This window comes from Phycisphaerae bacterium, from assembly GCA_035384605.1.
In the GTDB taxonomy this organism is placed as follows: Bacteria; Planctomycetota; Phycisphaerae; order UBA1845; family PWPN01; genus JAUCQB01.
The window spans coordinates 88,279-114,419 of sequence record DAOOIV010000007.1 but is presented as its reverse complement, the minus strand read 5'-3'; the positions used below and the strand labels follow the sequence as shown (position 1 = coordinate 114,419).

Here is a 26,141-nt window from a genome sequence, read left to right as displayed (position 1 = left end):
AGTCCATCCCGGCGGCGGAGATTGAGAAGTTCGTGGTGGACCAGGTGCGGGCCGTGGGCCGCGACCCGGCCGTGGTGGCTGAGACCATCCGCCAAACGCGGGAGCAGGCCCAAAGGCGTGTCGAGGAACTCCAGGCCGAGCAGGCCGCGCTGGAGAGAGACCTCCGGCGGGACAACGACGACATGCGCGACCTGGTAGGCCGTCTCGGCCGCAACGGGACCGCGACCGACCGGATGGCGGACCTCCAGGACCGCATCCGCTCGGCCGAACAGCGGGCCACGCAGGTCCGCGAGGAACTCATCGCCCTCGGGCGGGAGCTGGTGGACGAGAAGGAGGCCGCCAGGGCGCTGGCGCTCTTCGACCCGGTTTGGGAAAGCCTCTCGCCCCGCGAGCAGGTTCGCGTGATGCAGCTTCTCGTCGAGCGGGTGGACTACGACGGCGAGAAGGGAACGGTCTCGGTGACGTTCCACCCGACGGGGATTGGCGCGTTGGTCGAGGAGGCCAGGCGGAAGGAGGTGGCCGTATGACTCGAGGACTCACCATCACCAGCGCGGTGCATTTCCGGCACGGACGCGGACGGCGAAAGGTGCTCGAGCGCGGCGAAGCACCGACCGCGACCACCGAGCCGGGGAGCATTCCACGTGTTTCCCGGCTCATGGCGTTGGCCCTGCGCCTGGAGCGTCTCCTGAAGGACGGCGAGGTGGCCGACTACGCCGACTTGGCCCGTCTGGGCCACGTCACCCGCGCCCGCGTCACGCAGATCATGAACCTCCTTAACCTCGCCCCGGACATCCAGGAGGAGGTTCTGTTCCTGCCCCGCACCATTCAAGGCCGCGACCCCATCCGCGAGCACGATCTTCGCCCCATCGCCGCCGTCCTCGATTGGCGCAAGCAGCGGCGAATGTGGAAGCAACTCTTGGCCGAGCAGCAGGCTGCCAACGGTGAGTGATTACGCCGCACCCTCTTGCGCCTGCCAGCGCACCTCTCCAAGCATCCCATCAAGCGCATTCCAATCCGGCATCGTGCCATCGGCCTGGTAGGCTTTGCGGGCCTGGCGGATGGCGGCGTGGAGGTCGGGCCACTGCTGGGACTCATCCTCGGCCTCGAAAAGGTGGCCGATGGCCCGGAGCCGGCGGGAGAAGCCCTGACGCAGGGAAGCCTCGGTGTCTGGCAGATCGTTCATCTCGGTCAGCAGGACATAGGCCGCGCCCAAGTGCTTCTCGACGCACTCGATGCAGCTCGGGCGGCTGGGGGTATACCCATTGCGCGGAACGACCAACGGCGGACAGTCTCGACATCGTCTCGAGGTAATCAAACGTTGTTGGTTCATGACAGCCTCCCAAACTCACAACGGTTCCAGCCCAAATTCGAACCAGTAACCCGCCGGTTCAAAATGAAAGCGTTCGTCATTGGTCGTCAAGTCGATAGTCAATCGATGGGTTTCTGGATAGAGTATTCGTTCAACAGGTGGTGCCGGATCGGATACGATCGGCCCCATCCCGCCTTCACACCCTTGCCCCCCGCCAGGCGCATGTGCAAAAGCGACTCGTGTCCCATCGAGATACAGATCCATGAGTTCATAATTCGGGTCTTCTTTTTCGGCCATCCCACCCCATTTCATGGTCAGCCAGAGAGTGTTCCGCACCTCGAAAAAGCATTGAGCTCCAGCATACTGGTAATAAGGGTTATGTTCGCAACAGTTCCAGTCATCCTCCCAGCGCATATACAGCGTAAACCCGTTGGCGAGTTGCACCCACGGGCTCTTGGGGACCGACTCAGGATTGGAATAAACACGGTAGGCGCCGTCCTGGCCGCCGTCGATCATACCGGAATCATAGAAAATCCAATCTAAGTGTTCGTACGGGCAGCATTCAGGGCACTCATGAGCGGTGTTGTAAACCCCCACCTTGCCGGAGGGCAAGACTCCGCGTTTGCCATTCGGCAGCACAACAGCTCGTCCTCTCAATGACATGCCATTCCCTGCCGTCTACAAAGGCTCCTCGCAACCTTCTTGTTCGGCAACCTCATTGATCCAACCGAGCGCAAGCTGACCCTGGGCGTTGTAGTGGGCGTAGCCGAACGTCGCCGGGCGCATTTGACCGACCGCAGGCCGCGCCCAGTTGTGCGGCGGAGTAACCGGGTTGACATTGGGCTCCAGCTCCTGGCCGGTCACTATGTCTGTTACCTGATACCTCCACGTGGCGGGCTCGGTTTGATCACCCTGCGAACCGCCGATTTGCGTCAAGTTCACCGGGAAGACCGTCGGTGACCAGCGGCCCAAGCGCACGACGGCCCATTTGACCCCGGTGCCGGAGTCCTTCCAGAGAATCTGGGCTGCACCTCCGCCGCTGCTCTTGAGGTGGGCGGCCGAGCCGTCCGCGATGTCCAGAACGGCATGGCCTGCGTGTGCGTCCGGGAGATTGACGTGGGTCATCTGGCGATACCATCGCGGGGCTTTGGCCCCCCGGCCGATATGGATGGTCTCTTCCGGCAACCGGCTGACGAGTGAGAGCACATCTTCGACCTGAGCCGCATCCTGTCCGGCGGCGTTCAGGCAGGCGTGCCTTACAGATTCCAGGCCATCCTGAAGCCGCTTGACCGCCCCTTCGACGGAGTTGATCGCAAACGGATTCCACACCATGCAGGTCGGGGCCCCCATGTGCCCGCTGATGGTGAAGTCCGCCCGCGTCCTGGCCGCGACGAGTTCCACGAACGGTTCTTTTCCCGGGCTGACATGGGAAACGAAGAGGCGCAGCCCGGGCCAGTCCGTCTCGTTGTCGGCGGCTCGCACGAGGTCGGCGTATTGAGAAAGCGTGCTCCAAATCCTGCCGCCGCCACCGGCGATGGGTTTCTGCATCATCTTCGACCCGGGCAGGAGATTCCCGCCCAGGCCGTAGATGAGTGCCGGCCCGACCCTGTATGCCTGGCGATGGTGCAGAACATGGAGGTTTCCAACCTTGACATCGCCTCGGAAGACCCGTTCGACGACGTCCTTGTCCTCGTGGTTGCCCCATACGGTGTAGACCGGCACACGGAACGATTCGCGCCCATCGACGTAGGACTGGAATTCGCCGAGCAGACAAGCGGCCTTGGCGGCGACGGTCTGCTCGGCGCGGGGAAGCCCAAGGATTCGATCCTTCTCGGGCTGCGGAAGGTCCGAGTGCGCGACGTGGAGCCGGAGCTCCCGCTCGGAAAGCCGCTCGGAGCTCCCATCGTCGTAGAAGCCGAGGTCGCCGGCGTGAATCACGGCGTCGGCCCGCGTCCGGGCCGCCAACTCGTTGATGACACCGAGCCGCCCGTGGGTGTCGCTTATCAGCAGGAATCGCATGCGCCTACTCCCGCGTGTCCGGGAGATCCAGCAGGAACCGCCAGACCGGAACTACCGTGATGGTTCCGTTTTCGCCTTCGATCCGCTCGCTTTCGGCCCTCGTGACGATGGTCCCTGTTCGCACGCCCAGTTCGGACATCGCTTCATCCAAGGCCGCGAGTTCCCGTTTCCTGGTCTGCGGTTCGACCAACGACTCGCATACTTGGACCAGCGCGCGTGGACGCCCCCGCGGCGAGAGGATGAAGTCGATCTCCCGCCCGGTCCTGGTCCTGTAATAGAAGACATCAGGGCAGGTCCTGCGCAGTCCCACGAAGACGAGGTTCTCCAGGAGGTGGCCGGAATTGACCAGAACGCCGGACGAAACCGAAGTGACCATGGAGTGATCGACGCAGTAGACTTTCTTCGGGTTGACGTGGCTGCGCGCCAGCGACGCGTCGAACAGCCTGACGCTGAACAGGAAGTAGGCGTCCTCGAACCACGCCAGATAGTCCGACACGACCGACTTGGGGACCTTGTGCCCCAGCGACTTGAGATAGCCCGTCAGCCGGTTGATGGTGTAGAAAGAGGCGGTGTTGTCGATCAGCCAGTGGGCCAGGTCGGAGACCGCCTTCGGATGGGACACGTCGTGCCGCTCGACCAGGTCCCGGAAGAGAACAGCGTGGAAGTACTCTTGATGCGTCTTGATCCGAAGCGGGCGGTCCAGCCCCGCCACCTCGGGGAATCCACCGGTCTCCCAGTAATCGTCAAAGGCCTTCTGGACGAGCAAACGCTTCCTCGTGGAAAGCTCGCCGGAAGCCTCCACCTTCCTGTAGTCCAGGAACTCGCGGAACGAAAAGGGGAACAGCTCCCAGGACAGGGCGCGCCCGCGCATCTGGGTGGCGATCTCCTTCGACAGCATCCGCGACGACGACCCGGTCAGGTAGACTTCGCACTTCTCCGTCCGCATCAGACGGTCCACGAACGACTCCCACTTGGGGACCACCTGAATCTCGTCGAAGAAGCAGTAGACCGTCTCCGCGTTCTTCTTCTGCGGGTAGAGCGAGTAGTACGCCTCGGCCACGTGTCCGAGCCCCTCCTGCTGAAGCCCGTGCAGGCGGTCGTCGAAGAAGTTCAGATAGAGAATGTTCTGGCGGGGAACCTTGCGGTCCAGCAGCCGTTGCATGATCTGAAACAGATAGGTCGACTTACCGCTACGGCGGACCCCTATGCACACGGACGCCTTGCCCGGAACCGCCTTCATCGACAGGCGGCGGGGCACCCCCGTCTCCAGCGGAGCCTCCTGCGCGTCCAGTATCATGGTCTTGAGCGTTTCCAGCATGGCCTTCTCCTGGCAAAAACGGTTTCCACTTACGGCCAAAACTGGACAGAATAATACCCACCTTGGCTGGCACCGTCAAGGGGCTATCTGGATTGTTCTGAAGAAGAGCCCATCCTGGTAGGCCGTCGCACATCCTCGGCTACGCGCGATGGCCGGACTCGGAGACGACCGCGCGCCGCGTGACAGCCTTCCGGCCACCACGCGGGAAAAACAGTTACGGGCCAAGAAAAACAGTTACACGAGCGGCTCCGCCCAGAAAAACGTGTGCGCGACGTGAAAAACGCGCCCGGGTGGCCATGTTCCAGGAGAAACGTGCCCGCTTCAGTCGTCCCCCTTCTCGTAGGTGGTCAGCCTCCGGCCGCAGTGGCGGGCACTCAGCGGGTGGCGTACCTGCGGAAGGCGGGCCCTGCAACCACACAAGACGCGGCGAGAAATACCACCGAGACCCCCAGCGGCAACCACGGCGACGAGAAATAAGCCTCGCCGGACGCACCGAGCCGGAGGAGTTCGACCACGTGGGTCAGCGGAGAGATGTACGCCACGGGTTTGACCCAATCGGGCATCTGCGACAGGGGCATGAAGACGCCGCTCACGAAGAGCAACGGGAAGCGGAAGAAATTCATCAGCGTCATGGCCTCGAAGACCTCTTTCACCAAGACCGACGCGATGATCCCCATGAGCGAAAACATCCCCGCGCCCAGCACAAGCCCGAGCGCAAAGACACCAGGCCGGGCCAACGGCAGGCCCAGCAGCGCAGCGAGCCCCAGCGTCAGGACAGCGGCCGTCGCGATGCCGTAGGCCGCCGCGCTCAGGGCCTTGCCGAGAACGATGGTGCGGGCGGTGAGCGGGGCCAGGAGAAGCCGCTCCAACGTCCCGCTGCGCTTCTCGAAGGTGATGACGATGGCCGCCATCGAGGTGTTGCCGAAGAGCAGCGTCATGCCGATGATCCCTGGCGCGACCGCAAGATACCCCGCCCTGTCCTTCAGGTACACGGCCAGGATCAGAACGGCAGGAAACAGCAGGCCCCACGTCACCAGTGGCGGCTTGCCGTAGTAGCTCTCGACGTCCTTGTAGCTGATGGCGAGCGCCCGGGCGACCAGGCTCACGACTCGTCCCTCCTGTTCGCCTGCGCATTCTCGGTCAGAAGCGACACGAAAGCGTCCTCCAGCGTCGGTTCCCGCGTGCCCACCTCATCGACGCGAAGGCCTTCCCGCCGGCAGAACGCCACGACTTGGCCGAGCGCCTCGTGCAGGTCGGCTACGTCGAGCCGCCAGTAACCGTCCTGGAGTTTCGCGGAGCGGATCGCGGGACAGGCCGATTTGAGGATGTCGGCGTCAACCGGACCAGAGAACCGGACGGAGACGCTCCGCGCTCGGCCGACGCACCCCTTGATTTCGGCCACGCTCCCCCGCGCGACGATTCGCCCGCCTATCAGCACCGCCACGTCGTCGGCCAGTTCCTCGGCCTCGAAGAGGTTGCGGGTGGTTAGGAAGACAGTAGTCCCGCCACCGACGATTCGGCGGATGAGTCCGCGCAGGGACTTGGCGCTGGGCACGTCGAGGCCGGTGGTCGGCTCGTCGAGAAAGAGCACCTTCGGCCGATGTACCAGCGCGGCGGCAACGGTCAAGCGGCGTTTCATGCCGCGCGAGAGCGCTCCGAACGGTTGGTCCGCCTTCTCGGCCAGGCCGAACCCCTCGATCAGCTCAGCGGCACGGCTCCGTCCCTCCGCGCGGGGCAGGCCATAGAGCTGGCCCACGTACTGGAGGTTCCTGCGGCAACGCAGCTCGGGGTAGAGGTTGGAGTTCTCGGTCACGACGCCGATGCGGCTCTTCACGAAGACCGGGTCGTGGGCCACGTCCCGGCCGAGTATCGAGACCTCGCCGCCATCGCGGCCCAGCAGCCCGCACAAGATGTTGATGGTCGTCGTCTTGCCCGCGCCGTTGGGACCAAGATAGGCGAACACTCTCCCGCGTCGAACATCGAACGAGACCCCGGCCAATGCGACGACCGCGCCGTAGCTCTTCCTGAGGCCGCCGACCCGGACGGCTATTTGCGCTTCCTGCTCGTCTTGACGCACGGGTGTTCCTTCACGTCGCCGTGGCATTTCTTGATCTGCTCGGGCGGGCACGCTTCGGCTTTGCCCTTGAGTTCCTTGGGCCTTTCGCATTTCGTTTTTCCGCAGCACATCGTCTGGTTCCTTTCTTCTGCAATCCGAAAAGAGAGTCCATGACCGCCCGGCAACGCCCGGCGGCGTCGGGCGAGAGACTATAGTGGATGAAGTAGCCCCGCCGGTCGGCTTGGACGAGACCGGCGTCCTTGAGAATCCGCAGGTGCTGGGACACCGCGCCCGCCGAGATGCCCAGCAGGTTGGACAGGGCCCCGACGCAGAGCGTCCGTTCGGCCAGAAGGCGGATGATCTCCGCTCGCTTCTCCACCGAGAGCGCCCTGAAGATTCGCATCATGTCTTGCCGATCTATCTCAGCCATCCGTTTTAGTATCCGCTAAAAGACGGAAATTGTCAAGCGCGAAAACCGCTCCGTGCAAATCAGTTGGCAGATTCGTAGGTGGTAACCCTCCGGCCGCAGTAGCGGCACTCGCGACGGCGGAGGATTCGCCCACCGATGGTGGCGCGGGTATAGAGCACGTGGAAATGCCTGCACCCGCAGCGCGGGCACTCCAGACCACGCTTAACCGGCTGGGCCGCTGGCATCGTGGCAGGAAGACCTTTCGAGTCCCCGCTCATCTGTGTGCGCTCGTCCATCTATCGCCTGCTCCGCTGGAGGTCCGAGAGTCTCACGCGCTGGCGCTTCACGTCGGCCTTCGCGTCCGTTCCGGGCAGCACCACGCCCTGCATCGACGCCGCCACGGCGCAGCCGACGAGGCAATCGAGCCAGTGGTTCTCTGAGGCCTCGGGGCGCAGTTTCCACTCGTCCACCACGCGGCCCCGGCCCTCGGTCTTCACGCGGTACTCGCTCGTCAGGTGCTCGGCCAGGAGGCGATGCACTTCCGGGTCGCGGCCGAAAAGCGACAGGCACCCCCGGTCGCCCATGGCGACGGCAAGGCGTGCGTGGATGAACGACTTCCAGTAGTTCGAGTCGAAGAGCACGTGGCGGATGGCCCGGCGGCCGTGGACACTGGGGATGCGCCAATTCAGGCCGACGCGGTCGCCGCGCTTGCGGCGGTACTCGGCCAGCGGGATGCTTGATGCCCCCACGAACCGCCCGTGGCTCGGCGTCAGGACCGCCGCGTGGGCGCTCTGACGGCAGAACTGGTAGACCACGTCAGTCGATGTGCCCCAGTTGGCGTCGATGAGGCACCGCTCGACCTTCAGGTGCGCCCCGTCTTCCCGCCGCCACTCCCGGCCGAGAAGGTCGCTGGTCACCGCCTCCAGCCCGGCGTAGATCGCACCCTCCAGTCCCGCACCCTTGGCGGCGAGCTGAAGCGTCCGCGTCGCGTCCCGCAGAGTAAAGTAGCGCCTCTTCTGGTCTCGGGATAGGCTTTAAGGCGGACCGCCTCAGCGAAGATCGTCCAACACTTGGCCGACAACTCGCCACCCTCATTGAACGGCCACAGGGGTGGCCTGCCCTTGGGATCCACGGCGAGATCCCAGGGTCGCAGTCGTTCAACCCCCGGTGTCTTCTGCGTTGCTGCTGAATCTGCCGGTAAACTGGCACCACAGCGTGCCTGATGGCTTCGTGGAACGTATGACAGTCAGCAGGGGTATAGTCGAACCGCTCATCAGCCTTGAACTGGTAGTCTCGGAAGCTGTCGAAACCGGCATTCGGGGCAATTTGCGAACGCAGCCGGATCATCCGGTGGAAGATCTCATCGATTGATTCCCGATCAGCAAGTCGGCGTCGGGCGGACGGCTCGGAGGTTCCTGCCGAACGCGGCGGTCGGGCTCTTGCTGGGACTCTGATCGTCCGTCTGGCAGGTCATCGCGACGAGGCGCTTGTCGTGTTCCTCCGACAGACAAGAGGCCAGCTCGCTTCCGTCGAGAATCCACTGCTCGAATTGGCCGACGGTCTCGATGGGCCGGGCATCGAGGGCGTCAAACAAGGGTTCGATACTGGGCCCAGTGCCCATGCCAGCTTCGGCCGGCACGAATCTTCGGGCGAACCGGGTATGGGCCACAGGCGTCATGCGCAGCTTCCTTGAGCAGGCTCAGTTCGCTGCTCGTATTTCATAAACCGCTGTGAGAAATAAGGTTAGAGCTGGAAAGCTGTTCGGACGGCGGTCTCGAAGATGATTCGTCCATCCGCCGAAGCTCCTGGTCGACGGGTCCACTCAGGGTGCTGGGTGGGGTGAACGTGGCGCTCAGGATGGGGCATCAGGCCGAAGATGCGGCCTGTTCTGTCGGTCAAACCGGCGATGTCCGCCTGGCTGCCATTGGGATTAACCGGATAAGGGCCTGGGCGTCCTTGGGCATCACAGTAAGTGACGGCTACGTGTCCGTTCTCAATCAATCGCCTCAGAGTCTGATCGTCAGCGGCCACGAGCTTGCCTTCCCCGTGGGCAACTGGCATGGCCAGAATCGTGTCGGCTGGAAAAAAGGCAGTCGCCCGCTTCCCCGTCCGCAAGTGCACCCATCGATCCTCGAAGCGGGCCGAGTCGTTGTTTGTCAGGGTGACGGTCTGCCGACTCATGAAACTCTGGCCATCGCCCGGTAGCAGCCCTGCCTTGACCAGAACCTGAAAACCGTTGCAGATCCCCAGAACCAGTTTGCCTGCGGCCACGAATTCGCCGATGGCATCGGCAAGGTGGTGAACCATCTGGTTAGCCAGGATCTTCCCGGCGGAGATGTCATCACCGTAGCTGAAGCCGCCAGGAATCGTTAGAATCGCGAACTCCCGCAACAAGGCGGGTTTATCGATGAGTTCGCGTACGTGTACCCGCCGGGCTTGGGCGCCGGCCAGTTCCCAGGCATGGACGGTTTCCTCGTCGCAGTTGGTACCGGCGGTTCGAAGGATCATCACTCTTGGTTGGCTCATGGCACCAGAGTGTATGACTCGGGCGTCGGGCCTGCAAACCCCAGCCCCGACGGGCGCCAGTTGGTGCTTCCCCCCGCGAGATGAATCGGCCCCCATGCCGCAGGAGTGACAACGGTGAGAACAGGCCCGATCCGGACGGTGGTTTGGCTGGCGGCGATGGCAAGTTGCGTTGCCGGCATCTGGCTGAGCAGAGAATTGACCTTCGAGTACCTGAAGACTCACGGATTCGCTCCGGTGGCGGCAGCTACCGAAAACGATGGTGAGACAAGTTGGTTTGACGCCATCTGTAGTGCAACAGAGAGCGCCAGTTGTGAAGAGGTGGCGCAGAGTCCCTACTCGGTCTGGCCCTTTGGCAGCAAGCCCGGGCAATTCCACGTGCCGGTGGCGCTTCTGGGGATGTTCTACTTCACGGCCGTACTCGCGTGGTTGGGCCTGGTCGGAATCTGTAGCCCCTCGCGATGGTGGGCACACCTCATTCTTGTAAGTGGGACGGCCGTCGGCCTCGGTGTCAGCGCATTCTTCGAGTACGTCATGTGGACCAGACTGAAGTACTACTGTCCGCTGTGTGTGATCACCCACGTGCTGTCGCTGCTGCTCTTTGTTTTCGCTTTGGCGCTCTGGCCGCGGGAATCGGACGAAGCCGCCGCAGCCCCGCCCCGCGCCTCGGCCACACCCGCCGTTGCGTGGTTTGCCCCTTCCGTGACTCATTGGCCGACCTTGCGCATTCTGGTGGCGACCCCGATCGTGGCGTTGGTGGCGATCTGGGGGGAATACCAGTGGTTGTCGCCGACCGTCGCGGCTGAGCGGTCCGTTGTTGAGAAGGAGGTTTCGACCACCCAGCCCGTCGATGAGAAGGAGCTGCTCGCGACGCTGACGACGCAGCCCGCCGAGGTGCTGATTCAAAAGGTCATCGACGCGCACAAGAAGCTCACCACCGCCGAGGCTTACCAGAAGCATTACCAGAAGCAACTGGATTACTACCAGACGCGCTGGCAGCACGCCTACACGGCATGGGAAATCTCACCGCCCGTGCCCATCTCGCTCGAGGACCGACCGTTCCGCGGCCCGGTCAATGCTCCGCACACACTCGTGGTGTACAGCGACTTCGGATGTCCGGGGTGCAAGCGATTCGAGGACTACACCAACACGAGACTGTTGCCGCTGAGCGAGCGTTACGGCGGATTGATCCGCATGACATTCAAGTATTGGCCGATCTGCACCGACTGTAGTCCTTACGCGTCCCACAACCTGCATCCGGCCGCCTGCAAGGCGGCGCTGGCGGCGGAGGCGGCCCGGATCGTCGGCGGCGACGAGGCCTACTGGAAAATGCACGACCTTCTCTGGGACAGTCAGGCGAGATGGAAAGGATGGAAGGAGAATCGGGACTTCAATGTCCTGGCGCGCGAGATCGGACTGGACGAACAGGCCTTTGAGCAGGCGATGGCCGGCGACCAGGCCATGGCCCGGGTCAAGGCTGATCTGGACGAAGGGGCCAATCTCGGCAAGAACCTGCCGAATATCAAGCCCGGCGACGTGGACTTCATCAAGGTTGATTCAACACCCGCGATTTTCGTGGATAACAAGCGAGTCTGGCGGCCGCACGCGACCGACGCTCTGTGGTTGAAGATCATGACGTCGCGGGTGCCTTCGTCGAGTATTCCGGTGTCGGGGACGTCGGCAGCACCGACGCGGCAGGACGAGCGGCCTTCCATGGCGGCGACAAGGCCGCAGCCGTGATCCGACGCGGACAAGAACATCGAGGACACATACGATATGAGACAAAGCGCAGCAGCAGTCACCGGCGTGGTCTTTGCGGCGCTGCTGGCCTTGGCGGGTCTGGCGGCCAGCGCCGTTCTCCTTCAGCGTCACGTTGCTGTCGAGGTCGGCAGCGATCCGGTTCTCGGCGCCATGTGTGAAGACGCCGAGGGGCAGTCAAGCTGCGACGCGATCCTGGCCAGCAAGTGGGGCAAAATAGTGCTGGGCCGGGGCGACAAGAGTGTGACCATCCCGACGGCGATGTTCGGATTTGCGTTTTTCGCCTGCATGGCCTCGTGGTACATCACGGTGGGGCAGGCGCGCGGGTCGCGGCGGTGGTTGCATTTTCTGCCCGTTCTGGGGGCGGCCGTCGGAGCCGTGATCTGCATCTGGCTTGACGTGATCATGTGGTCCAGGTTTGATCGGCCCTGCTGGTTGTGTTTTCTGGTGCATGTGCTGACCCTGGCGCTGCTGCTGGTGACCCTGCTTCTGTGGCCAAGACAGGGCATGGCGGCGGGCCCCGCGGTCGCGCCGGCCGGGCACATCGTGGAGAGTTCGTACGGCCGCCAGTCAGAGTTGTCTCACCCACCGCTGCATCTGGTCCTGGCCGCCGTATTGACGGCCGCCGCTATGAGCGCTGCCGGCTGGGGAATCTACCAGTCACGTTTGCGGAAGGCCTACAGCAACGAGTACTTCGCGAAGTGGCAGGAATACGACGGCGATTATGCCGCCAAACACGCGAAGTTCATGTCTCAACCCCAGTTGCAGATTCCGATCATGCCCGAGGACCCGGTCCGCGGCCCGGCCGACGCCCCACACACCGTGGTCGTTTTCACTGACTTCCAGTGTCCGCATTGCAGACTGATAGCTGACATGCTCGATGAGCGCATGAAGGAATACCCGGGCCGCTTCCGCGTGGTCTTCAAGTACTTCCCCATGAACACCACGTGCAACATCTACATCAAGAACACGCCGCACGGCGCGGCCTGTGCCGCCGCCGTCACGGCCGAGGCTGCCCGGATTCTTGGCGGGAATGAAACGTTCTGGAAAATGCACGACGAGCTGTTCCGCGATCCGGAAGGTTTCGCCAAGCGCAGCACCGAATATGTCAAGCAAGCTTGCGAGAAGCTGGGAATAGACCACGACGCACTCTGGAAACAGATCAAGACGTACGGCATTTGGGATCGAATCCGCTCCAACGTGGGCCAAGGCAGTGCCTTGGGCGTCAACGCGACCCCGACGCTGTTCTTCGACGGTCGGCGCATGGCCGGCTGGGGCGACCGTCACACTTGGCGATTCCTTGTGGAGAGCCCGCCCTCCAAGACCCCACACGCGGTTCCCGCGACATACCCGGTCTTGGGGACACGGCCCGCAAGCACCGCGCCATCGGTTCCCGTAACGACGACCCGCGCCGCAGCCGCGCCCCCGACGACGCGGGCCGCGACCGCACCGGCAATGTAAAGCGGCCGGTTTGGGCTGCCGCCGGTCGCTTACCGATTCTCACGGCGCATCCAGCCGCGCTCAATCTCTTCGAGCGACTTGCCTTTGGTTTCGGGCACGAAAGCGGCCACAAAGACAAAGCAGAAGGCGCACATGACCGCGTAGATGAAGAAGGTGTTGCCGCCGAGGTGCTTGAGCATGCGCGGAAACGTCTGGGTGACCATGAAGCAGGCGAACCACAGACACACGGTGGCCACGGCCATCGCCCGGCCGCGGATGCCGGTCGGAAAGATCTCGGCGATCACCACCCACACGACGGGCCCCATGGCAATCGCGAATGAGGCAACGTAAGCCAGCACCAGAACCAGCACCCACGGCCCGTGGAATCGTTCGCGCCGGAATGCTTCGCCCAGCAGCAGCAACGACAACCCCATTCCGGCCGAGGCGGTCAGCAGCAGCGGCTTGCGCCCGACTCGGTCGACCACCCAGATGGCGACGACGGTAAATGCCAGGTTGACCGCCCCGACCAGCACGGTGTGGCCGATCGCGTCGGTGATCTTCAGGCCGGTGCTGCTGAAGATCTTGGGCGCGTAGTACAGCACGATGTTGATCCCCGTGATTTGCTGGAGAACGGCCAGCCCGATGCCGATCAGCAGCGGCAGCCGCATCCGCGGGGCGAAAAGCTGACCCAGTGAACTCGTCTCCAGCGAGAGGGCGTCGCGGATTTCGCCGATTTCACGCCCGGCATGAGCTTTCCCGCCGATGCGAGCCAGGACGGATTCGGCCCGGTCCTCCTGCCCCCGGCTCACCAACCACCGCGGGCTTTCCGGCACAAAGAACAGCAGCACGAAGAATAAAACCGCCGGCAACACACCGGAGCCGAACATCCAGCGCCAGCCGTAATGGATGTTCCAATCCTGGTCGTCTGCGCCGCCCTGCCTGGCGATGTAGGCATTGACGAAGTAGACCACCAGCATGCCGAAGATGATGGCGAACTGGTTGACCGAAACCAGGCGGCCGCGGATGCGGCTCGGTGAAACCTCGGCGATGTACATCGGCGACATCATCGAGGCAATGCCGATGCCAAGCCCGCCGATCATCCGTGCCATGACGAACTGGTTAAGGTTGCGAGGCAATGCCGCGCCCAACGCGGACAGGCCAAACAGGACCGCCGCCAACAGCATCGTCTTCTTGCGACCGAAGCGATCGCTCAGCGTTCCGGCCGTGCCCGCACCGAGCATGCAGCCCAGCAAGGTGCAGGCCGCGGCCCAGCCTTCCCAGTTCTCGTCGAGCGCGAACTTCTGACTCAGGAACTCGGTCGCGCCCGAAATCACCGCCGTGTCGTAACCGAACAACAAACCGCCCAGCGCCGCGACCAGCACCAACAGCACCACGTAGAGGAGACTGCCCGATTCTCTGCCAGCGTTCATCGGACCACTCGGTCACAGTTTGTACTGCGGTATCTTGAGCAGTTCACCGTCCTTCAAAGCCGACTGGTGAGCAACGATGCCGGCAACGGTCATGTTCAATGCCTGGGCGATATCCACCAGCGGCTTGCGGTCTTGGAGGATCGCGGTGACGAATTCGTTCATCAGGTGGCCGTGCGAGCCGCCGTGACCTCCGGCTTCCACCTTGGGCGGAAGCGGCGGGCGCCTGGTATCCGGCAGGTTCTTCTCCAGTCCCTCGTACTTGCCGTAAAACGTGCCCCGCTGCCCTCGAATCCGGCCCATCTCGCCGCCCGCGCCCGGAGAGTCCCAACTGACCGCCATCCGCGCCGATCCGCCTTCGCTGGTGCGGAATAAAGCGATCTCGGTGCCGAACGGGTTCTTGTAAGGGTTGTTCTCGGGCCGAAGGTGCGGGATGATGCTGGGCATTCCCATGCAACAGACTTCCGTGAAGCTGCCCCCTCCCACGCCGACGTAGTAGGCATTCGAGTGCGTCGGGTACCACTGCGGCGGCAGGCCGACGCGCCAACCTTTGTATGAGTCGATCGGCTCTTCCATATAGTGGTAATACTCTCCTTCGGCGTAAACCAGCTTGCCGAAGCCGCCGGCCTTGTAGATCTCCCGCATGGCGTACAAATCGGCATGGAAATACGAGGTCTCAAAGAGCATGTACTTGAGGCCGGTTGTCTTGACCGCCTCAAAGAGCTTGTCGGCGTCCTCGATCGAACCGAAGCACGCCGGCACGGCCGAGCACACGTGCTTGCCGTGTTGGAGAGCCATTATGGCCAGCCGCGCGTGGCTCGGGGCATCGGTCGCGACGAACACCGCTTCGATCTTCTGATCCTTGATCATCTCTTCGGCCGAAGGATAGGTTTTCTCGCAACGGACGGCCTTGGCCAGAGCAGCGCATTTGTCGGAATCCAGGTCGCTGACAGCCACGATCTCGACGTTGGGATGGTCCTGGAAGCTGAACGCCGCCCCGAACCGGCATACGCCATATCCGGCAATACCGACGCGAACCTTGCGATCCGAGACGGGCTTCCAGTCCTTGGATGCGTTCAAATCGGTCGCTTCCTTCTCAAATCCCTGGATTACCTTCTCCTCGGCGCGGGCGATCCCCGTCACGCCGAGAGCGGCGGTACCCAGACCCAATGCCTGCAGAAACGAACGTCTTGTGGTGGAATCCTGCATCGTGAGTCCTCCTTCATCTCTACGCGGCGGTTCTCGCAGACCGCCTTGCGAACCCATCGCTCGCGATTTTGTTCCTTGCCGGTTCAACTCATTCCAGCGATAGCATGGCCTTGTACTCGGCCAGCCGTCGATTGACGTCGTCGATGGTCACCTTCTCGATCCGTCGCAGACTGAAATCCTCAATGGTAAAAGACGCGGTGATGGTACCGTAAGCGAGGGCCCGTTTGAGCGAGACCTCGCTGAAGTCGCGTTGTTTAGCCAGGCAGCCCATCATCCCGCCGGCGAAGCTGTCACCCGCCCCGGTCGGATCCTTGACTTCGGTCGTCGGGAAAGCCGGCAGCACCGCCACCGTGTCTTTGGTGACCAGCATCACGCCGTTTTCACCCTTCTTGATCACCACGAACCGCGGTCCCCATTCGATGATCCGTCGGCCGGCGAGCACCAGGTTGTGCCTGTCGGTCAGCAAACGAGCCTCGGCATCGTTGAGGATGGCCCCGTGAACCATGCTGAAGGTCTTGAGCAGGGCGGCTCGTTCATTGGTGATCCAGAGGTTGCGCGTGTCCGCTACGATCAGTCTTGGAGACTTGAGCTGGCCGACAAGATCCTGCTGCAACGAGGGGTGCGTCGCGGCCAGGAAAACGTACTCACTGTCGGCGAACTGCGGAGGGATCCTCGGGCCGGCCTCCGCCAGCACGTTCAGTTCAATGGCGATGGTCTCGGCATCACTGGTCACCTGGTCATACTGCCCCGACCAGCGGAAGGTCTTGCTGCCCCTGCGGACTTCGAGCCCTGCCAGATCGATGTTCCGCTTCGTCAGGAACGCGCGGAAATCATCCGGGAAATCCTCGCCGACGACGCCTACGAACCGCACCGGGACAAAGAGCGTGGCCGCGAATGAGAAATACACGGCCGAGCCTCCATAGACGCCCTCGGCGCTGCCAAAGGGGCTTCTCACATCGTCAATTGCGATACTGCCGGTCACCAGTAGTGACATCGATGAGTCTCCATGCGCCCGGAAGGCGCGCTCCATCGCCGTGAGGCTCCTGTCATCCACAAAAGGATGAAGGCGAAAGGATGAAAGATGGAAAGTCCCGGTGTCCGCTCGGCCCGGAATCCGCTACCGCTTGGCCCGGAATCCGCTACCGCTCGGCCCGGAATCCGCTACCGCTCGGCCCGGAATCCGCTACCGCTTGGCCCGGAATCCGCTACCGCTCGGCCCGGAATCCTTTCCGGGCCGCATCCTCTCGCGGAAGGTATCCCGCGTTCGGCAAGAATGGCAATGGAAATCCTCCACGCGGAAGGTCCCGGTCGTCCCACCCTATCTCCGGCGGCGGGCAAAGCCTCACTTGCCACATCCTTCCTCCTTCATCTCTTATCCTTGATTCTCACGGCGATGTAATGGGCCTCCTCGGTTACCGCGCCGACCGCCTCAGCAAGGGCAGTCTATAACGAGTCGGGAATGCTTGCCAGCGCGCCGAATAACAGACGGGGGCGGTTCCAACAAAAATGCCCCGAGGCACCGGACCTCGAGGCATGGGTCGATATCGAGAGCGTCATGAGAGAATCTAGGCCGATTCCTTGCGCCGGGCCCTTTGGGTGAAGAGGTCGACTTCTCCGCGTGCAACCTCCTCGGTAACGACGAATCGGCCGTTCTTGCCTTCCTCGGGCAGACGATACATCACGTCCAGCATCAGGTCTTCCATCACGCCGCGCAGAGCTCGGGCGCCGGTGTCTCGCTCCATGGCCCGCTCGGCGATGACCTTGAGTGCCGCGCCGGTAAACTCCAGCTCGCATCCTTCCATCTCAAAGAAACGCTGATACTGGCGAACCAGGGCGTTCTTGGGCTCGGTCAGGATCCGCACGAGGGTTCCCTCGTCCAACTGGTCCAGAGCGGTGATAACCGGCAGCCGGCCCACCAGTTCGGGAATCATACCGAAAGTCACCAGGTCGTCGGGCGTCACGCTTCTGAGAATGTTCCGATCGCGAACCGTGCTGTCCTTGGTCGACTTACCGCTCATCTCGCCCATGAAACCGATGGTCGATTTGCCCAACCGCCTTCCGATAATCTCGTCGAGGCCGACGAACGTGCCGCCGCAGATGAACAGAATGTGCGTCGTGTCCATCTGGATGTACTGCTGTTCGGGGTGCTTCCGGCCGCCTTGCGGCGGTATGTTCGAGATGGTGCCCTCGAGCATTTTGAGCAGAGCCTGTTGAACGCCTTCGCCGCTGACGTCGCGGGTGATGCTGACGTTCTGACTCGTCTTGCCGATCTTGTCGATCTCGTCGATGTAGACGATCCCTCGCTGGGCGGCCTCAAGATCATAATCTGCGTTCTGGAGCAAACGGAGCAGGATGTTCTCCACGTCCTCGCCGACGTATCCCGCCTCGGTCAAAGTGGTCGCATCGCCGATGGCGAACGGAACGTTCAGGACGCGCGCGAGCGTGCGAGCCAGCAGCGTCTTGCCCGATCCGGTGGGCCCGATCAAAAGGACGTTCGACTTGTCGATTTCGACGTCGTCTTCGTCCGCCCCGTCGGTGTGGGCCAGTCGCTTGTAGTGGTTATGGACGGCCACGGCCAGAGCCCGCTTGGCGTGCTCCTGCCCGATGACGTATTGGTCCAGGAACTCTTTGATCTGCCGCGGTGGCGGGATGGAGCTGGCCAAGTGCCTCGCGGGGCCGCTCTTGCGTTTCTCCTGCTTGATGATGTTCTGGCAAAGATCCACGCAAGCGGCGCAGATGTACACGTCGCCGGGACCTTCGACCATGGGTGCCGCCTCACGCTGGCTCTTGCCGCAGAAACTGCATGACGTGCTGCGACGCCCGGGACGCCCCGGTCCGCCCGTCCCTCCTGTCGGCCCGCGTGTACCTGCCATGAAAACCTCTCACCAATGATCAATCGTCTGATCAATCGTCAGACCCACCCGATGTGGGGTTGCCGTCTTGCCCGTATCACAACGGGCTGCAAGCCCGTCCCGCACGGCTCACGGGAATGGACCCCCGATCGATCTTCCTGCGCCTGACCTCTCGCCTCGCTCACCTTCAGCGGCTGGACACCCGCCGGGAGTACACCCGGATAACAGGCTGTGTCCGGTTCTATCGACACGCGATACGGGCTTTCTGGAGATCAAAATCCTGCCCGCCCGAACCGCGCTCAAACTCGCTTCTCAGGGCTGGAATCGGCCTCCGGGCTCTTGGCAACCCTGCTCTTGTAGGCGGCGATCATCGTCTCGCGCAGGCGCTGGTATTCGTCCTCGGTCAGACTGCCCTCCGCCCTCATCCGGCGAAGGTCATCCAAGGTCCAGACCTCGCCCGGCGTCGGCTCGTCAGCAAGCGACCGTCGCCGCCACCAAATGATCGCTGCACCAAAGACGACTGCCGCAAGAATGAGCCCAAAACCGACCCACAGGATCGGCAGAGCCTTCTCCCACACATCCGGCCGGCTTGTCTGGGCAAACCACAAGGAGCCGTCTCCCTTATTCATTATACGGACGCGAAAGGAAAGGGTCCAATAGAAATAACCATCTTGTTAACAGGCACTTGCGATCTCTCGTCGCTCCCGGGACACAGGCCCGCGGCTCAGTACCCGGCCTCCGAATCATTCTCGCCGCTAACCTCCGAACGAAGCTTGGCTTTGGGCAGACCCGCCAAGGCCCGGCGCCTCGCCTGCCCGTAAATCAGCATGAGGTTGCGAAAGTAGATCGCGCAGGCCAGCAACTGGCCGAGCATGATGACCAGGTCGCGTTGATGCCAGGCATAAATGAACAGAGCCCCTCCCCCCGAGAGCGACAGATACCAGAAGGCAATGGGTATGGTGCTGTGTCCGCGGCGCTCACTGACGATCCACTGCCAGAGAAACCGCCCGAAGAACAACGCCTGAGCTCCAAACCCGAACCAGACCCAGGGATCCCGCAGTTTGTCCCAGACCTCGAAATCCCGCCAGAACTCCACGAACCAATGATTGAGTGTCGCCATCACTTACCACAGCATTTCTTGTACTTCTTCCCCGATCCGCAGGGGCAAGGGTCGTTGCGACCGACCTCTTTCTTATCGGCACGAATGGGCTCGACTGGCGGCGGCAGCGGTTCTTCGTCCTTGCCGGGAAGGCCCGCCTTGCGCCATTCCTCCCTCTGCTTGCGGCGGTCAAAGCGGTTTCCTTCGCTGTTGTCTCTCAGCGCCATGCGTCAGCTCCTCCTCAACGGCTCTTTCCTTCCGTGACATTGTTTGTATTTCTTGCCTGAACCGCAAGGGCACGGATCGTTGCGGCCGACTTTGGGAGCCTCGCGTCGGATGGTCACGGGCTTGGCCCCCTCGCCTTGGGCCCGCATGGCCGCCTGCTGGTCTTCTGAAGCCCCGGCAAAGCCGGCTCCCACGGATGAGTCGTGACGGGCCTCCAAATGGGAGGTGCGTCGGGACTCCTCCGCCCCCTCGCCCGCCTGACCATGCGAGACCTTGAAGATCATGTCTGTCACCCGCTCCCGAATGGTTTTCCACATCTGCCGGAACTGCTCGCGGCCTTCGATGGCATACTGGCTTTGCGGGTGGGTCTGATCGCCGCCCAGGGGGCGCTGCATGATCGCGTGCTTGAGATGATCCATCTCCAGCAGGTGGTCTTTCCAGCCCTGATCGTAGATCCGCAACAGCACCCATCGCTCGAGCTGGGTCAGCTCCCAGCGAGCCAATTGGCGACCGGCATTGAGCAGCACCTCGCGGGGCTCCTCGGCGCCCGATCTCAGCGCCTTTTCGTTCAGGGCCTTACCGAATCGCTTCCGAGCCCACTCGTACAGTTCACCGTTGCCCGTGGCGCCGTACCGCGAGAGGGCCCCGTCAATCTCATGTTCGAGCCGGCCGCCTTCGAGAAAATCGCGCCCGGCCTGGACGAGTTCATCAGCGATGTCCTTGATGGGACGACCGACGAATCGCTCACTGTTCCACCCGAGTTGGTATTTCGCGTTTGCCCAGCCGACGACGGCCTGACAGGCGTAGACGTTGTCGGTCCCGGTCGATCCAAACGCCTGTTTCAGGACGGTTTCGACCGGATAGTATATTTCCCGCTGGGTGTAGGCCTCGCGAACCTTCGCGTAAATCACCTCCTTGACCTTCTCCTCGGCGCCCTCGGCGATCTCGTCGGCCTTGATCGCAATCCCGAACTTGTTGCGCGCCCAATCTGCGAGGGCACGACGGGCATATTGCGGGTCCAGGTACGCCTCGATGGCGGAAAGATCCACCTGGTCATAGTGAGCATCGGCGGCCTGCGTGAGCAGGTCCTCAATCTCTGCCGGCGTCATCTTCCGAAGCTGGTTCTGCGTCGTCGACACCGGAAACATCCGCTGAGCCCACTTCAGCAGACCACCAACGTCCCAGGCAGCGGAACCCTCCTCTTCGTCGATGTACTCGCCGAGTGACGTGCGGATCGCGTCGCGGATCTCGTCCTTGGCTTTTTCGCGAATGATCCGCTGCAGGTGTGCCGCATCGTCGCCCTCAAGAACCTCGGCATCAATGGCTACATCGAGATTGTTCTTGCACCAATCGCTGATCCGGCGGGCCATATAGTCCTCGGCCAGGTAGTCGGCCACCGCTTCCTCGACGGTTTCCTCAATCATGCGCCAGATCAGGTCGCTGAGCTGTCGGCCCTCCAGAATCTGCTGACGCTCCTTGTAGAACGCGCGACGCTGGTAATCCATCGGCTCGTCCCACTCGAGCAGATGCTTCCGAATCGAGAAGTTGCGCTCCTCGACCTTTCTCTGGGCCCGCTCGATGCCCTTCGAGATGCGCTTGTCCTCCAGGCTCACGCCCTCGGTGAACCCCAGTCTCTCCATCATCTTGAGCATCCACTCGGGCATGAACAGCTTGAGCAGATCGTCTTCGAGCGAAAGGAAGAACCGGCTTGACCCCGGGTCACCCTGGCGTCCGGCCCGGCCGCGAAGCTGATTGTCGATCCGCCGGGCCTCATGCCGCTCGCTGCCGACGATATGCAAACCGCAGGGGGCGTTCAGAGAGCAGATGTGTCGTCCCATCGCCGGGAATCGAGAATCGAGTTTCGGCTTGAAGCAATGGCTGCAGGCCGTCGCGGCGTTGTATTCGGGGCAGTTGATGCAGCACTTGGTCGAGCCCGGAGGAAACAGACGCAGCGAGGCCGCAGGGTACTCCGGTATCATCGTGCGCACATCCTGCGGTACCTTGCACTTGCCGTAAACCACGCCCTCTTCAAGCTTGATGTCCGTTCCTCGCCCGGCCATGTTCGTGGCGATGGTGACATTGCCCAGCGGCAGATTCTCCGTCCCGCGGGTCGGCTCGTGCCGATGCCCGGCCTTGGCCACGATCTCCGCTTCGCGAGCGTGGTTCTTGGCGTTCAGAACCTCGTGTTCGATCCCGTAGGTCTTGATCAACAGTTGTGACAGCCTCTCGGAGTTCTCGACGCTGGTGGTGCCGACCAGGATGGGGCGCCCCGTTGCCAGATTGCCCATTACGCGATCGTAAGTCTCCATCATGGCCCGCGTGACTTGGGTGTCGCCGTTCTCAGCGTCGCGAAACTGCTGCAGGGCTTGCTCGATGGCCTCGATCTGCTCGTTTCGCCGGTCTTCGGAAAGGTCGGGGGTTTCTTGGATAATCGGCTTGAGCCGGTTGAACACTTCCGCAAGCAGGAAGGGGTCGTTCGGACGGCCGCGGCGGTGCATCTCGTGGATCTCCTCCACGATCATTTCGTACTTGTTTTTGAACGTGCGGTAGATCCGGTCATTATGATCCAGCCGGTTAACGGGCCGGTTCGTCGGAATGGCCACCACCTCCAGCTTGTAGATCTTCATGAACTCTTCGGACTCGGTCATGGCCGTGCCGGTCATGCCCGCGAGATGCTCGTAGAGTTTGCAGAAGTTCTGGATGGTGATCGTGGCCATGGTCTGCGTTTCTTCCTTGACCGGCACGCCCTCCTTAGCCTCGACCGCCTGGTGCAGGCCGTCGGACCATTGCCGTCCGTGCATAAGCCGGCCGGTGAACTCGTCGACGATGATCACCTGCCGATCCTGGACCACGTATTCCTTGTCGCGCTCGTAGACGACATGGGCCCGCAGCGCGTTTTCGATCAGGTGCGGACACTCCATGTTTTCCCCGACGTAGAAGCTGCCGATGCCGGCCTCGTCCTGGGCCCGCTGGACACCTTCATGGGTGATCTGAACCTGCTTGCGGTCCTGCTGGACCACGTACAACTGACGGTGGCCGATCGCCTCGGCCTCGTCCTCCGTCAGCATGTACGGGTCGACGCGGAATCGCTTGATCGCATCCTCGAATTTCGGGTTGGCCCTTAAGTGTTCGGGCGGATTGTCGCCCCACTCACTGATACGGCGGGCGGTCTCGTTGTTGAGACTTTGCTGCTGACGTACCAGCGATCTGGCGATGCTGTCTGCCCACTTGTACCGGCCGACGTCGCCGTGGGCGGGCCCGCTGATGATCAGCGGCGTGCGGGCCTCGTCGATGAGAATGGAGTCCACCTCGTCGACAATGGCATAGTCAAGGCGGCCCTGCACCTGATCCTCGTATCGGATCTTCATGTTGTCGCGCAGGTAATCGAAGCCGAACTCGCTGTTGGTACCATAGGTGATGTCGCAAGCATAGGCCGCTTGGCGGATGCCCTCATGCCCGCCCGGATCAACCTGCGCCTGGATGAAGCCCACGGTCGCGCCGAGCAACTCGAATATCGGCTTGGCGAACTCGGCATCGCGGCGAACCAGGTAGTCGTTGACCGTGACAATGTGGGCTTTCTTCCCTTGAAGGAACTTCATGTATGCGGCCAGATGGCAGACGATCGTCTTGCCCTCGCCCGTCCGCATCTCGGCCACGTTGCCCTGGTACAGAACCTGCCCGCCGATAACCTGGCAGTGGAAGTGCCGATGCTTCTGGGCCCGGTCGGACGCCTCGCGAAGCACGGCGAAGGCTTCCGGCAGGACCGACGCCACCGGTTCGCCGTCCGCCAATCGCTTCTTGAACTCGTCGGTCTTCGCCCGCAACTGCTCGGGCGCGAGTTGACGGATTTCCTCTTCCAGAGTCAGAACACGGTCGGCCACAATGCCCAGCCGTTTGAGGAGGCGTTCATTGCGCGTTCCGAAAACCTTTCGCAGCAGCAAGCCGGGAACACTCAGAATGTCCACCATGACATCACCGTTGTCTTCAATGACCTGTCATCTACGCCGGGGTTGAACGTCATTTGCGTCGTCCAGAATCCGTTTCACGATTGAGGGGTTTCGTCGGTTCGCGTGGGTTTGCGGCAAAGGTCGCAGGCGGTGTCATTCGTCGTGTACGCCGGTCAACCGCATGATGTGGAGCCAGCCCGCCAAAGTCACAACGGCCATGCCGACGGCCAAGGCGAGCTGTCCGACCGAGTAGGTCTGGGTCGGACGTGATGGCGGCTGGGCGGATTTGCCGGCCGCAACCCGAATGGCGTCCTGCGGCATCCGCCAAATCACCAAGGCGCCCGGTCGAGCACCTGCCCATCGAGCAGAAACGCGACCGGTCCATACCGCCAGGTGCAGCGCCGCAACCAAAGCCGCCAGCCCCACCGGCGAGACGGCCTCCCGCCGTAGTGCGCGACTTCGGATTGTGCCGTAAGTTCCATTCATGAGCCCAAGATTATACCGGATGAGGCACTCCGCGGTCGAGCGGCCGGAAAACGCGGGCCACGTGGTCCCCGGCAACCCGATCAGTTATTCTGTCCGCGTCGATCGAGCGCCCGGCTGCGGCCTCTGACGCAATGCCAGACTTCGGTTATAGGCTGCCCGTTGGGGACTCCGGCCGCGAGCGGCTCAAGCAGGCAAACACTCGTGCGGAAAGGCGGGCAGCAGCATGGTCTTGGGCAGTGCCGGGTTCACCCACTGGGATTGGATCGTTCTGATCGTCTACTTTGTGGGCATCGTGACGTTCGGTCTCTGGATGGCCCGCAAGATTCGCAGTAGCGGCGGTTACTTCCTCGGCGACCGCCAACTGCCCTGGTGGGTCATGATGGGCCAGGCGTTCGGCACCGGAACGAACGCCGAGAACCCCGTCGCCCAGACCGGGGCCTCCTGCCAGCATGGCTTTGCCACCATCTGGTACCAGTGGAAGAACATGCTCATCACGCCGTTCTACTGGCTGATGAGCCCGTGGTACCGCCGCAGCAACCGCACGACCATCGGTGAGATTATCGAAGACCGCTACGGCCGCAGGCTGGGGCTCCTCTACACCGTCTTTGCCATCGCGTTCTTCGTCTTCAACCAGGGGGCCATGCTCAAAGGGGCGGGCAAGATCATCTCCGTGGCCACAGGCGGGCAGATCATCTCGCCCAACGGTGTGGTCATGGCGATGACGGCAACCTTCATTCTTTACAGTTTCTTCGGCGGGCTGATCGCGTCAGCTTACACCGATTTCGTCCAGGGCTTCCTCATCATCCTGCTGTCGTTCCTGCTCATTCCTGCGGGGCTGTCGGCCGTCGGCGGTTTCCAGGGAATGCGGGCAACGATTCCGCCCGATTTCTTCACACTTTACAGCGATGTCAGCGGCCTTGACGCGTTCACGATCGCCATGCTGGCCATCAACGGGCTGGTGGGCATCACGGCCCAGCCCCACATCCTGAGCATGAACGCTACAGGCAGGACGGAGCGAGCCGGCCGTATCGGCCAGATGTACGGCAACCTGGTCAAACGCCTCTGCACCGTCGGTTGGGCGCTGACCGGCCTGGTGGTCGCGGCGATGGTGCTTCAACGGGGCATTTCGCTGCCCGATCCGGAACATGCCTTCGGCTACGCCTGTCTCGAACTGCTTGGCCCCGGATTGGTGGGGCTGATGGTTGCCTGCGTCCTGGCGGCCAACATGTCCACCTGCTCGAACTTCATGGTCAACACAGGAGCCCTGTTCACCCGCAACCTCTACGCTCACTACCTCAAGCCGGCGGCCGGCGACAGAGAACTGCTCATGGTGGGGCGACTCTCCGGGCTGGCGCTGACCGGGCTGGGAATTCTGTTCGCCCTGACGGTGGAGCGGGTACTGGACGCGTTTCTCTTTACCGAGACCATTGCCGCCTTCATGGGCATCATGTTCCTCGGCGGCGTCCTGTGGAAACGGGCGAATCGCTATGGCGCGTTCACCGCAACAATCGCCGCGTTCGGCGCGTACTACGCACTGAATTTTCTGATGACCTGCCGTGTCGACCCGTCCGACGCGTCCAGCAGGACCCTCAGCGAAGCGTGGGTGAGAATGATCAACGCCGCCCGGTCCGATGCTTTGTGGGGCTTCCTCGGAAACGGCGAGCTTCGGCTGGTGTACAAATGGACGCCCGGACCCTACGGCTGGGCAACGCTGATCGGGTTCACCTTGTTTGTCGCTGTCAGCCTGCTGACCCGACCCGAGGACCAGGAGCGGACGGAAGAGTTCTTCGATAGAATGCGATACACCTCGGACCGACAGGGTCAACTGGCGGCTGAATGCGGCCAGGATCTCGTGCTCCTCGACCTGCCCGGCTGGTTCACCGTTGAGCGGTGGAAGGGCTTCTTCCGGCGGTACCGCGAGGACCTTGTCGGGTTCATCCTCGGCTGGCTCGCCGTCGGCGCCCTCATCCTGCTGGCGTGGGGGATTCTACAGATCGGCAGGCAACCTGGCCTATGACCCATGTGGTCACGGATTGGCGGTCCACCCATCACACGCCGTCACGA

Annotated in this window: 26 protein-coding genes; 6 read left to right on the top strand and 20 right to left on the bottom strand. The window is 62.5% G+C overall.

The window, feature by feature from the left end:
- Together PLL20_03685 and PLL20_03680 are read left to right on the top strand one after the other, a co-directional pair.
- Nucleotides 1–527 (top strand): recombinase family protein (locus PLL20_03685; GenBank protein HPD29071.1); only part of this gene is annotated, 527 nt, incomplete at its 5' end.
- Nucleotides 524–949 carry a hypothetical protein gene (locus PLL20_03680; GenBank protein ID HPD29070.1) on the top strand — a complete coding sequence of 142 codons (426 nt, stop codon included), beginning with the start codon at nucleotides 524–526 and terminating at the stop codon, nucleotides 947–949. The genes PLL20_03685 and PLL20_03680, both read left to right, overlap by 4 nt.
- Here PLL20_03680 and PLL20_03675 read toward each other — a convergent pair whose 3' ends face one another.
- The 9 genes from PLL20_03675 to PLL20_03635 form a co-directional block, all read right to left on the bottom strand.
- A complete protein-coding gene (locus tag PLL20_03675; GenBank protein ID HPD29069.1) occupies nucleotides 950–1,330 on the bottom strand; it encodes a hypothetical protein in 381 nt (126 codons plus the stop codon).
- Nucleotides 1,331–1,345: 15 nt separating this feature from the next.
- Nucleotides 1,346–1,972 carry a hypothetical protein gene (locus PLL20_03670; GenBank protein ID HPD29068.1) on the bottom strand — a complete coding sequence of 209 codons (627 nt, stop codon included), beginning with the start codon at nucleotides 1,970–1,972 and terminating at the stop codon, nucleotides 1,346–1,348.
- A gap of 15 nt (nucleotides 1,973–1,987) precedes the next feature.
- Entirely contained in the window at nucleotides 1,988–3,328 is a 1,341-nt protein-coding gene (locus PLL20_03665) for a metallophosphoesterase (protein HPD29067.1), read from the bottom strand.
- A gap of 4 nt (nucleotides 3,329–3,332) precedes the next feature.
- Nucleotides 3,333–4,646: an ATP-binding protein gene (locus PLL20_03660; GenBank protein ID HPD29066.1), complete on the bottom strand. Its 1,314-nt coding sequence runs from the start codon at nucleotides 4,644–4,646 to the stop codon at nucleotides 3,333–3,335.
- Between the two features lie 374 nt (nucleotides 4,647–5,020).
- Nucleotides 5,021–5,752 carry an ABC transporter permease gene (locus PLL20_03655; GenBank protein HPD29065.1) on the bottom strand — a complete coding sequence of 244 codons (732 nt, stop codon included), beginning with the start codon at nucleotides 5,750–5,752 and terminating at the stop codon, nucleotides 5,021–5,023.
- Entirely contained in the window at nucleotides 5,749–6,750 is a 1,002-nt protein-coding gene (locus PLL20_03650; GenBank protein HPD29064.1) for an ABC transporter ATP-binding protein, read from the bottom strand. The genes PLL20_03655 and PLL20_03650 overlap by 4 nt, the downstream gene beginning before the upstream one ends.
- On the bottom strand, nucleotides 6,734–7,132 hold the full coding sequence (locus PLL20_03645) for a metalloregulator ArsR/SmtB family transcription factor (protein ID HPD29063.1): 399 nt from the start codon (nucleotides 7,130–7,132) through the stop codon (nucleotides 6,734–6,736). The genes PLL20_03650 and PLL20_03645 overlap by 17 nt, the downstream gene beginning before the upstream one ends.
- A gap of 59 nt (nucleotides 7,133–7,191) precedes the next feature.
- Complete coding sequence (locus tag PLL20_03640) at nucleotides 7,192–7,407, bottom strand: hypothetical protein (protein HPD29062.1); 216 nt, start codon at nucleotides 7,405–7,407, stop codon at nucleotides 7,192–7,194.
- A complete protein-coding gene (locus PLL20_03635; GenBank protein ID HPD29061.1) occupies nucleotides 7,408–8,028 on the bottom strand; it encodes a phage terminase large subunit family protein in 621 nt (206 codons plus the stop codon).
- Between the two features lie 313 nt (nucleotides 8,029–8,341).
- On the opposite strand from PLL20_03635, the gene PLL20_03630 reads away from it, so the two are divergent.
- Nucleotides 8,342–8,482, top strand: coding sequence for a hypothetical protein (locus PLL20_03630; protein HPD29060.1), 141 nt, complete (start codon nucleotides 8,342–8,344; stop codon nucleotides 8,480–8,482).
- A gap of 7 nt (nucleotides 8,483–8,489) precedes the next feature.
- Here PLL20_03630 and PLL20_03625 read toward each other — a convergent pair whose 3' ends face one another.
- On the bottom strand, nucleotides 8,490–8,789 hold the full coding sequence (locus PLL20_03625; GenBank protein ID HPD29059.1) for a hypothetical protein: 300 nt from the start codon (nucleotides 8,787–8,789) through the stop codon (nucleotides 8,490–8,492).
- A 65-nt stretch (nucleotides 8,790–8,854) separates the two neighbouring features.
- Nucleotides 8,855–9,619, bottom strand: a complete 765-nt coding sequence (purQ, locus tag PLL20_03620) for a phosphoribosylformylglycinamidine synthase I (protein HPD29058.1) — start codon at nucleotides 9,617–9,619, stop codon at nucleotides 8,855–8,857.
- Nucleotides 9,620–9,751: 132 nt separating this feature from the next.
- Here purQ and PLL20_03615 point away from each other — a divergent pair, with 132 nt between their 5' ends.
- A complete protein-coding gene (locus tag PLL20_03615; protein HPD29057.1) occupies nucleotides 9,752–11,374 on the top strand; it encodes a vitamin K epoxide reductase family protein in 1,623 nt (540 codons plus the stop codon).
- Nucleotides 11,375–11,410: 36 nt separating this feature from the next.
- Nucleotides 11,411–12,853 carry a vitamin K epoxide reductase family protein gene (locus PLL20_03610; GenBank protein HPD29056.1) on the top strand — a complete coding sequence of 481 codons (1,443 nt, stop codon included), beginning with the start codon at nucleotides 11,411–11,413 and terminating at the stop codon, nucleotides 12,851–12,853.
- A gap of 29 nt (nucleotides 12,854–12,882) precedes the next feature.
- On the opposite strand, the gene PLL20_03605 is transcribed toward PLL20_03610, so the two are convergent.
- The 9 genes from PLL20_03605 to PLL20_03565 form a co-directional block, all read right to left on the bottom strand.
- Nucleotides 12,883–14,262, bottom strand: coding sequence for a sugar porter family MFS transporter (locus tag PLL20_03605; GenBank protein ID HPD29055.1), 1,380 nt, complete (start codon nucleotides 14,260–14,262; stop codon nucleotides 12,883–12,885).
- Nucleotides 14,263–14,274: 12 nt separating this feature from the next.
- On the bottom strand, nucleotides 14,275–15,468 hold the full coding sequence (locus PLL20_03600) for a Gfo/Idh/MocA family oxidoreductase (GenBank protein HPD29054.1): 1,194 nt from the start codon (nucleotides 15,466–15,468) through the stop codon (nucleotides 14,275–14,277).
- A gap of 88 nt (nucleotides 15,469–15,556) precedes the next feature.
- Nucleotides 15,557–16,462 carry a PfkB family carbohydrate kinase gene (locus PLL20_03595; GenBank protein ID HPD29053.1) on the bottom strand — a complete coding sequence of 302 codons (906 nt, stop codon included), beginning with the start codon at nucleotides 16,460–16,462 and terminating at the stop codon, nucleotides 15,557–15,559.
- A gap of 571 nt (nucleotides 16,463–17,033) precedes the next feature.
- The gene (clpX, locus tag PLL20_03590; protein HPD29052.1) at nucleotides 17,034–18,341 is read right to left on the bottom strand and encodes an ATP-dependent Clp protease ATP-binding subunit ClpX; all 1,308 of its coding nucleotides are present in this window, start codon (nucleotides 18,339–18,341) and stop codon (nucleotides 17,034–17,036) included.
- 278 nt (nucleotides 18,342–18,619) lie between these two features.
- Complete coding sequence (locus tag PLL20_03585) at nucleotides 18,620–18,928, bottom strand: hypothetical protein (GenBank protein HPD29051.1); 309 nt, start codon at nucleotides 18,926–18,928, stop codon at nucleotides 18,620–18,622.
- Between the two features lie 116 nt (nucleotides 18,929–19,044).
- Nucleotides 19,045–19,440: a lipid-A-disaccharide synthase N-terminal domain-containing protein gene (locus PLL20_03580; GenBank protein HPD29050.1), complete on the bottom strand. Its 396-nt coding sequence runs from the start codon at nucleotides 19,438–19,440 to the stop codon at nucleotides 19,045–19,047.
- The gene (locus PLL20_03575; protein ID HPD29049.1) at nucleotides 19,440–19,646 is read right to left on the bottom strand and encodes an SEC-C metal-binding domain-containing protein; all 207 of its coding nucleotides are present in this window, start codon (nucleotides 19,644–19,646) and stop codon (nucleotides 19,440–19,442) included. The genes PLL20_03580 and PLL20_03575 overlap by 1 nt, the downstream gene beginning before the upstream one ends.
- Nucleotides 19,647–19,649: 3 nt before the next feature.
- Nucleotides 19,650–23,612 carry an SEC-C metal-binding domain-containing protein gene (locus PLL20_03570; protein ID HPD29048.1) on the bottom strand — a complete coding sequence of 1,321 codons (3,963 nt, stop codon included), beginning with the start codon at nucleotides 23,610–23,612 and terminating at the stop codon, nucleotides 19,650–19,652.
- A 132-nt stretch (nucleotides 23,613–23,744) separates the two neighbouring features.
- Nucleotides 23,745–24,077, bottom strand: coding sequence for a hypothetical protein (locus PLL20_03565; GenBank protein HPD29047.1), 333 nt, complete (start codon nucleotides 24,075–24,077; stop codon nucleotides 23,745–23,747).
- A gap of 223 nt (nucleotides 24,078–24,300) precedes the next feature.
- On the opposite strand from PLL20_03565, the gene PLL20_03560 reads away from it, so the two are divergent.
- Nucleotides 24,301–26,094, top strand: a complete 1,794-nt coding sequence (locus PLL20_03560; GenBank protein HPD29046.1) for a sodium:solute symporter family protein — start codon at nucleotides 24,301–24,303, stop codon at nucleotides 26,092–26,094.
- Nucleotides 26,095–26,141 lie beyond the last annotated feature (47 nt).

Bases quoted from the DNA above. Each gene is read 5' to 3' on its own strand.
- PLL20_03680 (HPD29070.1), top strand. From the start codon at position 524: ATGACTCGAGGACTCACCATCACCAGCGCGGTGCATTTCCGGCACGGA.
- PLL20_03675 (HPD29069.1), bottom strand. From the start codon at position 1,330: ATGAACCAACAACGTTTGATTACCTCGAGACGATGTCGAGACTGTCCG.
- PLL20_03670 (HPD29068.1), bottom strand. From the start codon at position 1,972: ATGTCATTGAGAGGACGAGCTGTTGTGCTGCCGAATGGCAAACGCGGA.
- PLL20_03665 (HPD29067.1), bottom strand. From the start codon at position 3,328: ATGCGATTCCTGCTGATAAGCGACACCCACGGGCGGCTCGGTGTCATC.
- PLL20_03660 (HPD29066.1), bottom strand. From the start codon at position 4,646: ATGCTGGAAACGCTCAAGACCATGATACTGGACGCGCAGGAGGCTCCG.
- PLL20_03650 (HPD29064.1), bottom strand. From the start codon at position 6,750: ATGCCACGGCGACGTGAAGGAACACCCGTGCGTCAAGACGAGCAGGAA.
- PLL20_03645 (HPD29063.1), bottom strand. From the start codon at position 7,132: ATGGCTGAGATAGATCGGCAAGACATGATGCGAATCTTCAGGGCGCTC.
- PLL20_03640 (HPD29062.1), bottom strand. From the start codon at position 7,407: ATGGACGAGCGCACACAGATGAGCGGGGACTCGAAAGGTCTTCCTGCC.
- PLL20_03625 (HPD29059.1), bottom strand. From the start codon at position 8,789: ATGACGCCTGTGGCCCATACCCGGTTCGCCCGAAGATTCGTGCCGGCC.
- purQ (HPD29058.1), bottom strand. From the start codon at position 9,619: ATGATCCTTCGAACCGCCGGTACCAACTGCGACGAGGAAACCGTCCAT.
- PLL20_03610 (HPD29056.1), top strand. From the start codon at position 11,411: ATGAGACAAAGCGCAGCAGCAGTCACCGGCGTGGTCTTTGCGGCGCTG.
- PLL20_03605 (HPD29055.1), bottom strand. From the start codon at position 14,262: ATGAACGCTGGCAGAGAATCGGGCAGTCTCCTCTACGTGGTGCTGTTG.
- PLL20_03600 (HPD29054.1), bottom strand. From the start codon at position 15,468: ATGCAGGATTCCACCACAAGACGTTCGTTTCTGCAGGCATTGGGTCTG.
- PLL20_03595 (HPD29053.1), bottom strand. From the start codon at position 16,462: ATGTCACTACTGGTGACCGGCAGTATCGCAATTGACGATGTGAGAAGC.
- clpX (HPD29052.1), bottom strand. From the start codon at position 18,341: ATGGCAGGTACACGCGGGCCGACAGGAGGGACGGGCGGACCGGGGCGT.
- PLL20_03580 (HPD29050.1), bottom strand. From the start codon at position 19,440: ATGGCGACACTCAATCATTGGTTCGTGGAGTTCTGGCGGGATTTCGAG.
- PLL20_03575 (HPD29049.1), bottom strand. From the start codon at position 19,646: ATGGCGCTGAGAGACAACAGCGAAGGAAACCGCTTTGACCGCCGCAAG.
- PLL20_03570 (HPD29048.1), bottom strand. From the start codon at position 23,612: ATGGTGGACATTCTGAGTGTTCCCGGCTTGCTGCTGCGAAAGGTTTTC.
- PLL20_03565 (HPD29047.1), bottom strand. From the start codon at position 24,077: ATGAATGGAACTTACGGCACAATCCGAAGTCGCGCACTACGGCGGGAG.
- PLL20_03560 (HPD29046.1), top strand. From the start codon at position 24,301: ATGGTCTTGGGCAGTGCCGGGTTCACCCACTGGGATTGGATCGTTCTG.